The following is a 12,418-nucleotide window of genomic DNA, read 5'->3' on the forward strand; positions in this document are numbered from 1 at the left end:
TGAAAAAAGAAAGGGGGGAAAATGCTTTCCCCCCCTTTCCTTGCCATTTGTCAGAATGTCAGGCGCATCTTGTGCCACACCGCACCGCCGTGGGTAGAACCAGAGATGCCCTCGTCCACGAAGCCCACCTTGCCGTAAAAGTGCAGCAGATGCTCCTTGCAGGTCAGCACAAGGCCCTTTCTTCCCTGCTGGCGGGCCTGCTCCACCACGTAGCGCAGCAGCTTTTCCGCGCAGCCGCGGCGCTGATAATCCGGGTGGGTCGCCACGCCGAATATCATCTGCCACCCGCCGTTCTCGCTGTGATAGGACACATCATCGAACATCTCATCCGTCAGATCATACACATCGGTGACAAGGCCGTTGACGAAGCTCACCAGCCGTCCCTCGTCCTCCAGAAGCCAGAAGTGGTTCGGGTATGCGGCCAACCGTGCGCGGAGGCTGTCCTCCTGCGCCGCCTCGGCCGGTGGGAAGCACACCGCCTCCAGCGCCGTTACAGCGGCCAGATCGTCCATTGCTGCCAAACGGATCTCCATAGCTGTTCCTCCTTTTCGTAAGTCCTGTGTATACCAGCGGTCATTCCACAGTGACGCTCTTTGCCAGATTACGCGGCTTATCAATGTCGCAGCCGCGCTCCAGCGCTGTGTAGTAGGACAGCAGTTGCAGCGGGATCACGCCCAGCTGCGGCAGGAGCATAGCCTCCGCCTCCGGCACGGTCAACACCGTATCCACCCGCTTGTGCAGGGCCTCGGCCCCGGCCTCGGTGGTCAGGGCCAGCACCCGCGCGCCGCGGGCCTGTACCTCCACCACATTGCTGACCGCCTTATCCAGCAGCGGCAGATAGGCAGCCACAGCGATCACCGGCGTTCCCTGGCGGATCAGAGAGATGGTGCCGTGCTTCAGCTCACCGGAGGCATAGGCCTCCGAGTGGATGTAGCTGATCTCCTTCAGCTTCAGGCTCCCCTCCAGGGACAATGCATAGTCCAGATTCCGGCCGATGAAGAACACATCCTCCTCCTGCGCCAGCCATTTGGCGGCCGCGCGGATATCCTCCGTATGGGAGAGCACCTGCTCCATCTGCCCCGGCAGGGCCTCCAGCCCCCGTACCATAGCGCTGTATGTCTCATAATCCACGGTGCCCAGCACATCGCCGAAATACAGCCCCAGCAGGTGCAGCACCGCCATCTGGGTGCTGTACGCTTTCGTGGTGGCCACGGCGATCTCCGGTCCGGCCCAGGTGTAGAGCACGTCGTCGCTCTCCCGGGCGATGGACGAGCCCACCACGTTCACGATGGACAGCACCCGGGCGCCGCGCTTTTTGGCCTCGCGCAGGGCGGCCATGGAGTCCAGCGTCTCACCGGACTGGCTGATGACGATGATCAGATCGCCCTCGCCCACCAGGGGGTCGCTGTACCGGAACTCTGACGCCAGGCAGACCTCCACCGGGCGGCGCAGCAGCCGTTCCAGGGTGTATTTGCCCACCATGCCCACATGGTAGCTGGACCCGCAGGCCACGATGCAGATGCGGCCGATATCACGGATCTCTCTGTCCGTCATAGTCAGGTCGCTGAGCACCACACGGCCGTCCCGGATGCGTCCGGTGATGGCGCGGCGCACCGCCGCCGGCTGCTCATAGATCTCCTTGAGCATGAAGTGGTCGTAACCGCCCTTTTCCGCGGCGTCCACATCCCAGTCGATGTGACGGTGCTCCTTGTCGATGGGCCGGCGGCGCTCGTCGTAGATACGGATACCCTCCGCCGTGATGACAGCCAGCTCGCCGTCATCCATATACACCACGTCACGGGTGTGCCGCAGCAGCGCCGTCACATCCGAGGCCAGGAAGTTCTCCCCCCGGCCGCAGCCCAGCAGCAGCGGCGCGTCCTTTCGTGCGGCGATGATCCGGTCCGGCGTGTCGGCGCACAGGATACCCAGCGCATAGGCGCCCTCCACCCGGGAGAGCATCTGGTTCACCGCCTCGAACACATCGCCGCACTGGCTGTAATACCAGGCCAACAGCTGGGCCACCACCTCCGTATCCGTCTCGGACACGAACGTGCAGCCCTTCTGGATCAGCTCCTGCTTCAGCCGGGCGAAATTCTCGATGATCCCGTTGTGCACCACGGCGAACTTTCCGTCGCCGCTGACCTGCGGATGGGCGTTCACCTGATTGGGCTCGCCGTGAGTAGCCCACCGGGTGTGGCCGATGCCCACTGTCCCCGGCAGATCCGCCCCGCCGTGGGTCAGCGTCTCCAGCGCCGCAAGACGCCCCGGCGTCTTGCGTACCTGAAGGGTGTCTCCGCTGCAGACCGCGATACCGGCGGAGTCATAGCCCCGGTACTCCAGGCGGCACAATCCATCCAGCAGCAGCGGCGCAGCCTGCTGCTGTCCAACGTATCCTACGATACCACACATATAAATAAAATCCTCCGATCAATATAATAGGTCGGAAGCACAAACGCGCAGATCATTTGTCTTCACATCCGGTCACAGCCTCTCTGTTTTGCGGTCACCCGCATATTTGCTGACTGTGTACGCACCCGGACGGCACGGGAGAGCATCCGCCGAATACTTCGATCACTCTCCGCCTCGTCGTCTCATGTTCGCCGCCGCCTTCAAAAAGAGCAGCGACAAGCCGGCGGGAAACATCCGTCGGCTGTATGAGCGCTGGCGCTTATGTCGGCCTGTGCCGAGATCCTCCTTTCCGTTCTGCGAGCCATATACAAAGCGGCTTTGCCGCTGTATACCAACATAATTTGCCCCGCCGCGGGGCATACTGCTCCGGAATACAACTTCCGAAGGGGTGTACGATCATGGCGACTGCCTTTTTCCGCACGGTCATTCTCTATCTGCTGCTGATCGCGGGCCTGCGCCTCAGCGGCAAGCGGCAGATCGGCGAGCTGGAGCCCATCGAGCTGGTGCTGACGCTGCTGATCTCCGACCTGGCCTCCGTACCCATGCAGGACTTTGCCCTGCCGCTGTTCAACGGCGTCATTCCCATCATCACGCTGATCGCCCTGTCCACACTGTTCAGCGCCATCAGCCTGCGGAATGTACGCTTCCGGGACCTGGTCTGCGGCCAGCCGGCCCTGGTGATCGTGGACGGCAAGCTGCGGCAGGAGACCATGCGCCGCAACCGACTGACGCTGGACGAGCTGTTCGAGCAGCTGCGGGGCCAGGGGATCACCGACCTGAGCGACGTAAAGTACGCCGTGCTGGAGACGAACGGCCGGCTGTCTGTGCTGCCCCGCAGTCCCCTCCAGCCGGTCACGCCGGAGCATCTGGGGCTGGACGTACAGGACAACGTATTCCTGCCCATCATCCTCATCAACGACGGCCGGGTGCTGACGGATAACCTCCGGCAGGCGGGCCGTGATGACCGCTGGCTGGCGCAGGAGCTTCACCGGCAGGGCATCGCCCGCAGTCAGGACGTGTTTTTGCTGTCCGTGGACCAACATGGCACCGTGGTGTGTCTGCGGAAGGAGGCTGCGCGATGAGGGCCGTCCGCATCCCCCTGTTCGTACTGCTGGCCGTGCTGTTCTTCATCCTGTGGAACGCCGCCTGGGTCACGGACCGCTGCGGCGAGTGGACTGCCGCGGTGGACACAGTCACCGCCGACCTGGATGCCGGCGGCGACGGCGGGGCGGCGCTGGGCACCTTGGACGACCTGTGGCAGGACGTTCAAGGCTATATGCACATCATCGTCTCCCATGAGGACCTGGACGAGGCCGAGGCCCTGATGGCCCAGGCCAAGGCCCTGTCTGCCCAGGGCAGCACCGAAGAGCTGTACCCCGTGATGGCCCAGCTGCGCCACCAGTTCCGGCTCATCGCCGAAACGCAGCAGCTCAGTCCCAAAAATATCTTCTGACGGTCACTTCTCGCTCAGCAGCTTATTCAGCTCGGACATGAACGTGTTGATATCCTTGAACTGCCGGTACACGGAGGCAAAGCGGACATAGGCCACCTCGTCGGCCTTTTTCAGCTTCTCCATGACCTTCTCGCCGATGACATCGGTGCTGACCTCGCGCTCCAGGGAGTTTTGCAGCTCCTGCTCGATCTCCAGCGCCATGCGCTCCATGTCCGCCACGGGCACCGGCCGCTTCTCGCAGGAGCGCTGGATGCCCCGCAGCACCTTGCTTCTGTCAAAGCTCTGGCGGGAACCGTCCTTCTTAATGACCACCATCGGCAGGCTCTCCACCGTCTCATAGGTAGTGAAGCGCTTTTCGCACTGCAAACACTCCCGGCGGCGGCGGATACTGCTGCCCTCGTCGGCGGGGCGGGAATCCACCACCTTGCTCTCTTTATAACCGCAATAGGGGCATCTCATCTCTCTTGCTCCTCCTTATCTCTACGGCAGATGCCGTATAGTCAGAGACAGTATAGCATATATCCACAACATATGGTAGTCTTTTTTCAAATTTTCGCCGTTATTTCGGCATAATGGGCCGGCCCTCGCCATCAAAGAGGTACGTCACCCGTCCCTGCCCCACGCTTGCAAAGCAGAACAGCTCCGGGATCGGGAAGGGCTCCCCCTCCCGCCACGGGACCAGCGCCCGCACACAGCGCCCCTGCCGCGCCGTCCGCGCCATCTCCGGCAGTCGGGAGAGAAACCCACGCCGTTCCGGCGCTTCGCCGCCGCACAGCCGCAGCACACCGCGGCGCAATTCCCCGGCGGGAGCAAGCAGCTCCCGGGAAAAGCAGCGCCGCAGCCCGCCGTCCTCGGTGACGCCCAGCAGCACCTCGCCCCTGTTGCCCTGCACGTACAGCCGGTACAGTCCCTTCTCCGTTCCCCGGCACACCGCCCGCAGCTCCGTCTCCTCTCCCCGCGGACACACGTACAGCGTCCCCACGCAGCTATCCGCCAGACAGACCGGATATTCCACGGCGCGCCGCCCCCTTTCACAAAAAACAGGCCTGTGCCATACTATGCACAGGCCTGTTTTCTCATGTCATCGCCGCCGTTCACACCAGATGGCTCCCCGTCAGCCCGAAGCTGACGGCAATGGCGGCGTCCACCTTTTCCATCACTGCGCTGTCCACACGGCCCATGCGCTCCCGCAGGCGCTTTTTATCCAGCGTCCGTATCTGCTCCAGCAGGATCACGGAATCCCGCGGCAGTCCGCTGCCCTGGGCCGCCAGCGCGATATGGGTAGGCAGCTTCGCCTTCCCCAGCTGCGACGTGATGGCGGCGGCGATGACGGTGGGACTGTGCCGGTTGCCGGTATCGTTCTGTACGATCAGCACCGGGCGCACGCCCCCCTGCTCGCTGCCCACCACGGGGCTGAGGTCCGCATAGTAAATGTCGCCGCGTCTGACAGTCGTATCCACACAGTTCACACTCCGAGGCAAGAAGTACCGGAGGGAGATATGTCCCCAGGTCACTTCCATTGTCCCACGCAGCCGCCGGATTTATACGCCGCAGCGCCGTAAATTCCGTTTTGTCCCGCCCGGTCTATCCTATGCGCGCCGCGGCGCCGATGTGAAGCCTCAGAACCGCAGCAGCAGCTCCTTTTCCACTTCCCGTCCGTCCTTATAATACACCCGTGGTACCCGCCGGCTGACGGCGCAGGTCAGCTCATAGGGGATGGTCCCGGCGGCAGCCGCCAGCACGTCCACCCGCTGCCGCTTGCCGAACACCTCCACCTCGTCGCCCACCTGCACACCAGGCAGGTCCGTCAGGTCGATCATGCTCATGTCCATGCAGATCCGCCCCCGCTGAGGCGCCATACCCTCCGCGGTCATAAAGCCGCACCGATCCGACAGACACCGGTGAAAGCCGTCCGCGTAGCCGTAGGGCACCACGCCCATCCGCGTGACGCGCTCTGTGGTGAACCGCCGCCCGTAGCTGACGTCCGTGCCCGGCTCATAGGTCTTGATGGTGCTCACTGTGGTCTTGAGCGCCATCACCGGGTGCAGCCCCAGCTTCTCCGCCAGGTCGCCGCAGCCGTACAGCAAAATGCCGGGACGCACCATGTCCATATATGTCTCCGGGTACGACGCCACGCCGCCGGAGTTGGCACAGTGGCGTATGGCGAACCGCTGGCCGCGCTTTGCCTCCACCGCGTCGATGACCCGGCGGAACAGCGCCAGCTGCTTTTCCGTATAGGCGCGGCTGTCCGTATCCGGCTCGTCCGACACGGCAAAATGGGTAAAGATGCCCTCCGCCCGCAGACCCGGCAGGGCGCAGGCCGCGCAGATATCCGCCGTGCCGGTGTCGAAATGCCTGCCGGAAACCAGATATCCCAACCGCGACATACCTGTGTCCACCTTGATGTGCACCGTCAGCTCGCCGCCGCAGCGCACGGCCTCCTCGCTGTACTCCAGCGCCTTAGCCTGGCAGGACACCGCCTGGGTAATGTGCAGGTCGATGAGCCGTCCCACCTGCTCACGGGGCGTGTGGCCCAGGATCAGGATGGGCATGGTGATGCCGTTGCACCGCAGCTCCGCCGCCTCGTCTATGCTGGACACCGCCAGGTAGTCCGCGCCCAGCGCCTGCAGGGTCCGGCTCACCTGTACGGCCCCGTGGCCGTAGGCATCCGCCTTCACCACACCCAGAAACTTCACCTCCGGGCCTACCCGGTCACGCAGCGTCCGATAGTTGTGCGCCAGCGCGTCCAGGTCGATCTCCGCCCATGTTCTCCTCAGTGTCGATTCCATTGTTACGCCTCCGTATCTCCCGTGGTGCAGGCAAAGGATATCATTCGCACCGTCAGCACCACATTTCCGTTCTGTGAAAACTCCGCATACCGCGGGATCAGGCTGCTCTCGTCCAGCCACACGCTGCATAGCACCGCCGCGCCGCTTTGCCCGGTGGTCTCCAGCGTCAGGCGCAGGCATGGCGTGTCCTCCAACGGCTCCGTGCCCTGCTCCTTCAGATAGCCCTCCGCCAGTGTTCGCAGCAGCTCTGGCAGACAGTTGGCCGGGCAGATATCCGTGGCATCCCCTGCCGGCAGCAGCTGGTCACGGCTCTTCAGCGACAGCTGTCCGTCCGCCAGCACGGCGGTCAGGCCCTTCAGCGCCTCCGGCGCCGTTACCGTGGTGACAGACTGCCCCGCCCGGTCATACCGGCACGTCAGGGTGAAGGTGCGGTCGTCGCTGGCCGTACGGCTGACCACCTCCGCCTCCATGTCCGCCGATACCACCGTCCGGTACTGGTCCTGCACCGTCAGACTCTTCTCACCGCCGCAGCCGCACAGCAGCACCGCACACAGCAACAGCGGCAGCACACATTTTCGCATGGTCCGTCCCTCCTTTTTTCAGAAGGGCTTTCCGGTCATTCCACCTCTTTCAGCGCATAGGGCAGCTTCTCTATCATATCCGCCGGGGTCATGCCCCGCCGTCCCTTTTCCTCCGCCGCCATATCCCCGGCACGGCCGTGGATCCACACCGCCGCGCAGCAGGCGTCAAATGGTTCCATGCCCTGGGCCAGCAGTCCGGTCAAAAGACCCGTCAGCACATCGCCGCTGCCGCCCTTGGCCATACCGTCGTTCCCGGTGGTGTTCACCGCCAGACGGCCGTCCGGCGCGGCTGCCACCGTCCGATGGCCCTTGCGGATCAGGTACACGCCGTGATCGGCGGCAAAGGCGGCGGCCGCCGCCTCACGGGGCGCGGTCATGTCGCCGCCGATGCGGGCCAGTTCCCCGTCGTGGGGCGTCAGCACCGTCACACGGCCCCGGCGGCAGGACAATGTATCTATATGCCCCGCCAGCGCGTTTATGCCGTCGGCGTCCAACACCAGCGGCTTTTCCAGCGTCAGCAGCGCGTTCACCAATGCATCGCTGCCCTCGCTCCGCCCCAGGCCGCAGCCCACGGCCACGGCATCGCAGACGGCGGCACGGTGGCGTATCTCCGTCTCCGCAGCCGCGGAGAGCCTTCCGTCCTGCTCCGCCAGCGGATGAGGCATAGCGCACAGGCATCTGGCCGCCGCGATGGGCCACACCGTCTCCGGCACGCCCAGGAACACCAGCCCGCAGCCGCTGTGTACCGCCCCGCCGGCACACAGCACCGGCGCGCCGGTGTACCCCACGCTGCCGCCCAGCAGATAGACCTTGCCGAAGGTCCCTTTGTGTCCGCCCTGGTCCCGGGCGGGCATAAGGCCCCGCACAAACGCCCTGTCGATGACCTGCATAGCGCACCTCCCCGTGCCTTTTTGTACAGTATAGCACATATGTCAATTACAAAACCTGCTTTTTTCGTATCGCGCCGCGAAAAAAGTGCTTGCAAGTTTCCCTTTGTTGTGGTATAAGTTATCCATCAAGCAAAAAAGCTGTGAACGGGAAGATCTGCGCCCACGCATCCGGCAGAGAGAGTCGGCCACCGGCTGCAAGCCGACTTGGGATGTACCGCAGTGTTCGCCCGGGAGCTGCCGCGAGGAAATGCGCGGCCGGGCCCCGCCGTTACCGGGTAATGAGTGCGCGGACAAGGTCCGCGAAGCTGGGTGGTACCACGGAAGTTCGCCTTTCGTCCCAAGACATGGGATGAAAGGTGTTTTTTATTGCGCTTTACCCCATTAAACAACTCTGAAGAGGAGGAAGCAAATACATGAAAGAAAAACTGGAACAGCTGCTGGCCGAGGGCAAGCAGCGCATCGCCTCCGTCGCCACCGAGACGGAGCTTCAGGACATCAAGGCCGCGCTGTTGGGCAAGCAGGGCAGCCTGACCGAGCTGATGAAGGAGCTGCCCAAGCTGGATGTATCCCTGCGACCCGAGATGGGCAAGGCCGTCAACCTGGTGAAAGGACAGCTGTCCGCCCTGCTGGACGAGCGCCGTGACGAGCTGAAGATGAAGGCCTCCGAGGTGGACCCGGACTTTGACATCTCCGTCCCCGGCACCATGCCCCTCAGCGGTGGTCTGCACCCCATCACCCAGATGTGCTACGACCTGAATGACGCCTTCCGTTCCATGGGCTTTGAGATCTTTGAGGAGGATGACATCACCAGCGAGCTCTACGGCTTCGACAACCTGAACTTCCCCCCCAACCATCCCGCCCGCGAGAGCATGGACACCTATTGGCTGGCGGGCCATGACAAGGGCGAATGCTGGGACAAGCTGTGCCTGCGGCCCCACCTGACCGGCGGCTCCGTCCGCTATCTCCAGACCCACAAGGCCCCCTACCGCTTCGTGTATCCCGGCAAGGTGTACCGCAACGAGACGACGGACGCCCGGCACGAGCGTGCCTTCTTCCAGTACGAGGCGCTGATCGTGGACAAGGACTTCACCTTTGCCTCCGGCAAGGTGATGATCAAGAGCATCCTCAGCAAGGTCTTTGGCCGCGACGTTCCGGTCCGTATGCGCGCCGGCTTCTTCCCGTTCGTCGAGCCCGGCTTTGAGATCGACATGGGCTGCCTGGTCTGCGGCGGCAAGGGCTGCAGTGTGTGCAAGCACGTGGGCTGGATCGAGGTCATGCCCGGCGGCACGCCTCACCCCAACGTGCTGAAGGCCGCCGGCCTGGACCCCAATGAATACACCGGCTTCTACGTCAACATCGGTCTGGACCGCCTGGTAATGATGCGCTACGGCGTGGATGACGTCCGTCTGTTCCACAGCGCCGATCTGCGCTTCCTGGAACAGTTCCGCTGATAAGGGAGGGTACACGACATGAAAGTATCTTTGAATTGGATCCGCGATTACGTCCAGCTGCCGGCTGACGCCGACCTGAAAAAGCTGGCCTACGACCTGACCATGTCCACCGTGGAGGTGGAGGACGCCACCGATCTGGGCGCGTCCTTCCACGACATGGTGGTGGGCGTTATCAACACCATCGAGCAGCACCCCAACGCCGACAAGCTGAAGGTGTGCAAGACCGATATCGGCGGCCGTGTGGAGGACATTGTCTGCGGCGGCAGCAATCTCCGCGAGGGCATGAAAGTAGCTGTGGCCCTGCCCGGCGCCATGTGCAAGTGGCACGGCGAGGGCGACCTGGTGGAGATCAAGAAAAGCAAGCTCCGCGGCGTGGACAGCTACGGCATGATCTGCGGCGCGGTGGAGATCGGCCTGGCCGACCTGTTCCCCACCAAGGAGGAAGCCCACATTCTGGACCTCAGTGACTTTGACGCCCCCGCCGGCACCCCTTTGGCCGACGCTCTGGACCTGAACGATATCATTCTGGAGATCGACAACAAGTCCATGACCAACCGTCCCGACCTGTGGGGACACTACGGCATCGCCCGCGAGATCGCGGCGCTGTACGACCTGCCCATGACGCAGTTCCCCCACTTCGACCGGAACGTGGAGAACACCGCCGGGTTCCACGTCACCGTGGAGGACGCTGAGCGCTGCCCCCGCTACCTCTCTGCCCAGATCGAGGGTCTGAACGTCAAGCCCGCCCCCTATCAGATGCAGAACCGCATCTGGAAGGTGGGCATGCGTCCCATCAACGCGCTGGTGGACATCACCAACTACGTTATGCTGGCCACTGGCCAACCCACCCATGCATTTGACTCCGACCACATCGCTGGCCACGTGATCGTCCGCCGCGCCGGCGAGGGCGAAAAGCTCCTGCTGCTGAACGGCAAGGAGCTGGCCCTGTCCTCCGACGATCTGGTCATCGCAGACGACGCCGGCGTGGTGGGTCTGGCGGGCGTTATGGGCGGCGCCAAGGACTCCATCCTGCCGGATACCTCTAAGGTCATCCTGGAGGTCGCCAACTTCGACGCCAAGGGCATCCGCCGCACCGCCCTGCGGTATGACAACCGCACCGAGGCCTCCGCCCGTTATGAAAAGGCCATTGACCCGGAGCGCTGCGACCAGGCCTTCGACCTGTCCATGCAGCTGTTCTCCCAGCTGTACCCGGAGATGAAGGTCACCGGCCTGGTGGACCAGTACCCCGAGCACCTGAAGCCGGCGGAGATCGACGTGGCCCTCAGCTGGCTGGAACGCCGGCTGGGCAAGCACCTGTCCCCGGATGAGATCAAGCACAAAATGGAGCTGCTGGGCTACAGCATCACCTTCAACGGCGACAATATGCATGTGGTGGTCCCCACCTGGCGTTCCACCGGCGATGTATCCATCCAGGCGGACATCATGGAGGAGGTCGCCCGGATGTACGGCTACGAGAACTTCGAGGCCGAGCCCATCACCACCACCTTCGACGGTGCCATCAACCAGCTGGACAAGGATCTGGAACGGCGCATCAAGGAGTATCTGGCCATCCGCTGCGGCATGCAGGAGATCTTCACCTATCCGTGGATGGAGGAATCCTACGTCAACGCGGTGCTGCAGAGCACAGAGGGCATTCTGTCCCTGTCCACGCCGCCGTCTCCCGCCGAGCGGTTCGTGCGCTCCTCCCTGCTGCCCAACCTGTGCAAGGCCGTGGTGAAGAACGAGCGCTACTTCAACGAGTTCTCCATTTTCGAGACGGCGCAGGTGTTCCGCGACGAGAACTACACCTCCCCCTACGATCCCCGCGAGAAGCTGCCCTCCCAGCGCAAGAACGTGGCGGGCGCCTTCGCCACCACCGACAAGGACATCACCGCCCTGTTCCGCAAGGCCAGGGGCGTGGTGGAGATGATGGCGCGGTACGTCCACATGGAGACGCTGACCTTCCGCCAGACGGAGAAGCCCGTGTGGGCCGACAACGTGGTGTGGCTGAACATCTACCGCGGTGACGAGAAGGTAGGCGACCTGGCCCTGCTGGCCAAGAAGGTCTCCATGGCCTGCGGCATCAAGAACATGAACGTAATGCTCTTCCAGCTGGATCAGGACTCTTTGGTCCCCCTGAAGTCCCGCACCAACACCTTCACCCACCTGGCCGAGTATCCCATGACCGACTACGACATCTCCCTGCTGGTGGATGGTTCCGTCCAGTGGAAGGACGTGGCCCAGACCGTCCGCGGCATCAAGAGTGAGCTGCTCCACGGCGCGGCCTTCGTAGATGAGTACCGCGGCAAGCAGGTCCCGGCAGGCAAGAAGTCCCTGACGCTGCGCCTGGCCATCGGCTCCAAGGATAAGACCCTGACCTCCGCCGAGATCGAGGAGGTCGCCTCCGGCGTGCTCAACAAGATCTCCAAGCGCTTCGGTGCGGAGCTGCGCCGCTGATCCCGCGCAGATTTCCCCCTGTACCGCGCACTTTTTCCCCTTTACAGTTCCGGGAAAAGAGCGTATACTAAAAGCGATATTGAGAAAATGAGAAAGGCGGTGCCCACATGGACGAATTTACCCGTAAGTTCAACGCGGCAGAGGATAAGGAGCAGCAGGTACACCACATCCTCACCTCCGTCTACGAATCACTCAAGGAGAAGGGCTATGATCCCATCAATCAGATCGTGGGCTACATTCTCTCCGAGGATCCTACCTACATCACCAACCACAACTCCGCCCGGTCCCTGATCTGCAAGATCGACCGGGACGAGCTGCTGCAGGTCCTGGTGAAGAGCTATCTGGAGCTGTAAGCGTACCGCTGTAAGGGGCTGCCGTGCAGAAGCGC

Annotated in this window: 13 protein-coding genes and 1 other annotated feature; of the genes, 5 read left to right on the plus strand and 8 right to left on the minus strand. The window is 63.1% G+C overall.

Going from position 1 to position 12,418, the window contains the following annotated elements; genetic code table 11:
* Window positions 1–50: 50 nt before the first annotated feature.
* Together ACOMDU_RS07275 and glmS are read right to left on the minus strand one after the other, a co-directional pair.
* Complete coding sequence (locus ACOMDU_RS07275) at window positions 51–533, minus strand: GNAT family N-acetyltransferase (protein ID WP_421129738.1); 483 nt, start codon at window positions 531–533, stop codon at window positions 51–53.
* Between the two features lie 40 nt (window positions 534–573).
* The gene (glmS, locus tag ACOMDU_RS07280; RefSeq protein ID WP_421129739.1) at window positions 574–2,409 is read right to left on the minus strand and encodes a glutamine--fructose-6-phosphate transaminase (isomerizing); all 1,836 of its coding nucleotides are present in this window, start codon (window positions 2,407–2,409) and stop codon (window positions 574–576) included.
* Between the two features lie 398 nt (window positions 2,410–2,807).
* On the opposite strand from glmS, the gene ACOMDU_RS07285 reads away from it, so the two are divergent.
* Both ACOMDU_RS07285 and ACOMDU_RS07290 read left to right on the plus strand, forming a co-directional pair.
* Window positions 2,808–3,491, plus strand: coding sequence for a DUF421 domain-containing protein (locus ACOMDU_RS07285; RefSeq protein WP_421129740.1), 684 nt, complete (start codon window positions 2,808–2,810; stop codon window positions 3,489–3,491).
* Window positions 3,488–3,862 (plus strand): DUF4363 family protein, encoded by a 375-nt coding sequence (locus ACOMDU_RS07290; protein WP_421129741.1) that lies wholly within the window; start codon window positions 3,488–3,490, stop codon window positions 3,860–3,862. Before ACOMDU_RS07285 ends, ACOMDU_RS07290 begins: the two co-directional genes overlap by 4 nt.
* A 3-nt stretch (window positions 3,863–3,865) precedes the next feature.
* Here ACOMDU_RS07290 and nrdR read toward each other — a convergent pair whose 3' ends face one another.
* From nrdR to ACOMDU_RS07320, 6 genes are all read right to left on the minus strand, one after another.
* A complete protein-coding gene (gene nrdR, locus ACOMDU_RS07295; RefSeq protein WP_022136214.1) occupies window positions 3,866–4,321 on the minus strand; it encodes a transcriptional regulator NrdR in 456 nt (151 codons plus the stop codon).
* A gap of 100 nt (window positions 4,322–4,421) precedes the next feature.
* Entirely contained in the window at window positions 4,422–4,877 is a 456-nt protein-coding gene (locus tag ACOMDU_RS07300) for a hypothetical protein (RefSeq protein WP_421129742.1), read from the minus strand.
* Between the two features lie 79 nt (window positions 4,878–4,956).
* Entirely contained in the window at window positions 4,957–5,322 is a 366-nt protein-coding gene (locus ACOMDU_RS07305) for a type II toxin-antitoxin system PemK/MazF family toxin (protein ID WP_022136212.1), read from the minus strand.
* A 159-nt stretch (window positions 5,323–5,481) separates the two neighbouring features.
* Window positions 5,482–6,651: an alanine racemase gene (alr, locus tag ACOMDU_RS07310; protein WP_421129743.1), complete on the minus strand. Its 1,170-nt coding sequence runs from the start codon at window positions 6,649–6,651 to the stop codon at window positions 5,482–5,484.
* A 2-nt stretch (window positions 6,652–6,653) separates the two neighbouring features.
* Window positions 6,654–7,232, minus strand: coding sequence for a hypothetical protein (locus ACOMDU_RS07315; RefSeq protein ID WP_022136210.1), 579 nt, complete (start codon window positions 7,230–7,232; stop codon window positions 6,654–6,656).
* Window positions 7,233–7,267: 35 nt separating this feature from the next.
* Window positions 7,268–8,122: an NAD(P)H-hydrate dehydratase gene (locus ACOMDU_RS07320; protein WP_421129744.1), complete on the minus strand. Its 855-nt coding sequence runs from the start codon at window positions 8,120–8,122 to the stop codon at window positions 7,268–7,270.
* 131 nt (window positions 8,123–8,253) lie between these two features.
* Window positions 8,254–8,465, plus strand: a binding site (T-box leader).
* A gap of 70 nt (window positions 8,466–8,535) precedes the next feature.
* Here ACOMDU_RS07320 and ACOMDU_RS07325 point away from each other — a divergent pair.
* The 3 genes from ACOMDU_RS07325 (at window position 8,536) to ACOMDU_RS07335 (ending at window position 12,383) form a co-directional block, all read left to right on the plus strand.
* Window positions 8,536–9,573, plus strand: coding sequence for a phenylalanine--tRNA ligase subunit alpha (locus tag ACOMDU_RS07325; protein ID WP_421129745.1), 1,038 nt, complete (start codon window positions 8,536–8,538; stop codon window positions 9,571–9,573).
* 18 nt (window positions 9,574–9,591) lie between these two features.
* Window positions 9,592–12,030, plus strand: a complete 2,439-nt coding sequence (pheT, locus tag ACOMDU_RS07330; RefSeq protein WP_421129746.1) for a phenylalanine--tRNA ligase subunit beta — start codon at window positions 9,592–9,594, stop codon at window positions 12,028–12,030.
* Window positions 12,031–12,137: 107 nt separating this feature from the next.
* Complete coding sequence (locus ACOMDU_RS07335) at window positions 12,138–12,383, plus strand: IreB family regulatory phosphoprotein (RefSeq protein WP_022136206.1); 246 nt, start codon at window positions 12,138–12,140, stop codon at window positions 12,381–12,383.
* Window positions 12,384–12,418 lie beyond the last annotated feature (35 nt).

Source organism: Vescimonas sanitatis, from assembly GCF_049060325.1.
In the GTDB taxonomy this organism is placed as follows: Bacteria; Bacillota; Clostridia; order Oscillospirales; family Oscillospiraceae; genus Vescimonas; species Vescimonas sanitatis.

Bases quoted from the DNA above. Each gene is read 5' to 3' on its own strand.
- alr (WP_421129743.1), bottom strand. From the start codon at position 6,651: ATGGAATCGACACTGAGGAGAACATGGGCGGAGATCGACCTGGACGCG.
- ACOMDU_RS07275 (WP_421129738.1), bottom strand. From the start codon at position 533: ATGGAGATCCGTTTGGCAGCAATGGACGATCTGGCCGCTGTAACGGCG.
- ACOMDU_RS07285 (WP_421129740.1), top strand. From the start codon at position 2,808: ATGGCGACTGCCTTTTTCCGCACGGTCATTCTCTATCTGCTGCTGATC.
- ACOMDU_RS07290 (WP_421129741.1), top strand. From the start codon at position 3,488: ATGAGGGCCGTCCGCATCCCCCTGTTCGTACTGCTGGCCGTGCTGTTC.
- glmS (WP_421129739.1), bottom strand. From the start codon at position 2,409: ATGTGTGGTATCGTAGGATACGTTGGACAGCAGCAGGCTGCGCCGCTG.
- ACOMDU_RS07325 (WP_421129745.1), top strand. From the start codon at position 8,536: ATGAAAGAAAAACTGGAACAGCTGCTGGCCGAGGGCAAGCAGCGCATC.
- ACOMDU_RS07315 (WP_022136210.1), bottom strand. From the start codon at position 7,232: ATGCGAAAATGTGTGCTGCCGCTGTTGCTGTGTGCGGTGCTGCTGTGC.
- nrdR (WP_022136214.1), bottom strand. From the start codon at position 4,321: ATGAGATGCCCCTATTGCGGTTATAAAGAGAGCAAGGTGGTGGATTCC.
- pheT (WP_421129746.1), top strand. From the start codon at position 9,592: ATGAAAGTATCTTTGAATTGGATCCGCGATTACGTCCAGCTGCCGGCT.
- ACOMDU_RS07335 (WP_022136206.1), top strand. From the start codon at position 12,138: ATGGACGAATTTACCCGTAAGTTCAACGCGGCAGAGGATAAGGAGCAG.
- ACOMDU_RS07320 (WP_421129744.1), bottom strand. From the start codon at position 8,122: ATGCAGGTCATCGACAGGGCGTTTGTGCGGGGCCTTATGCCCGCCCGG.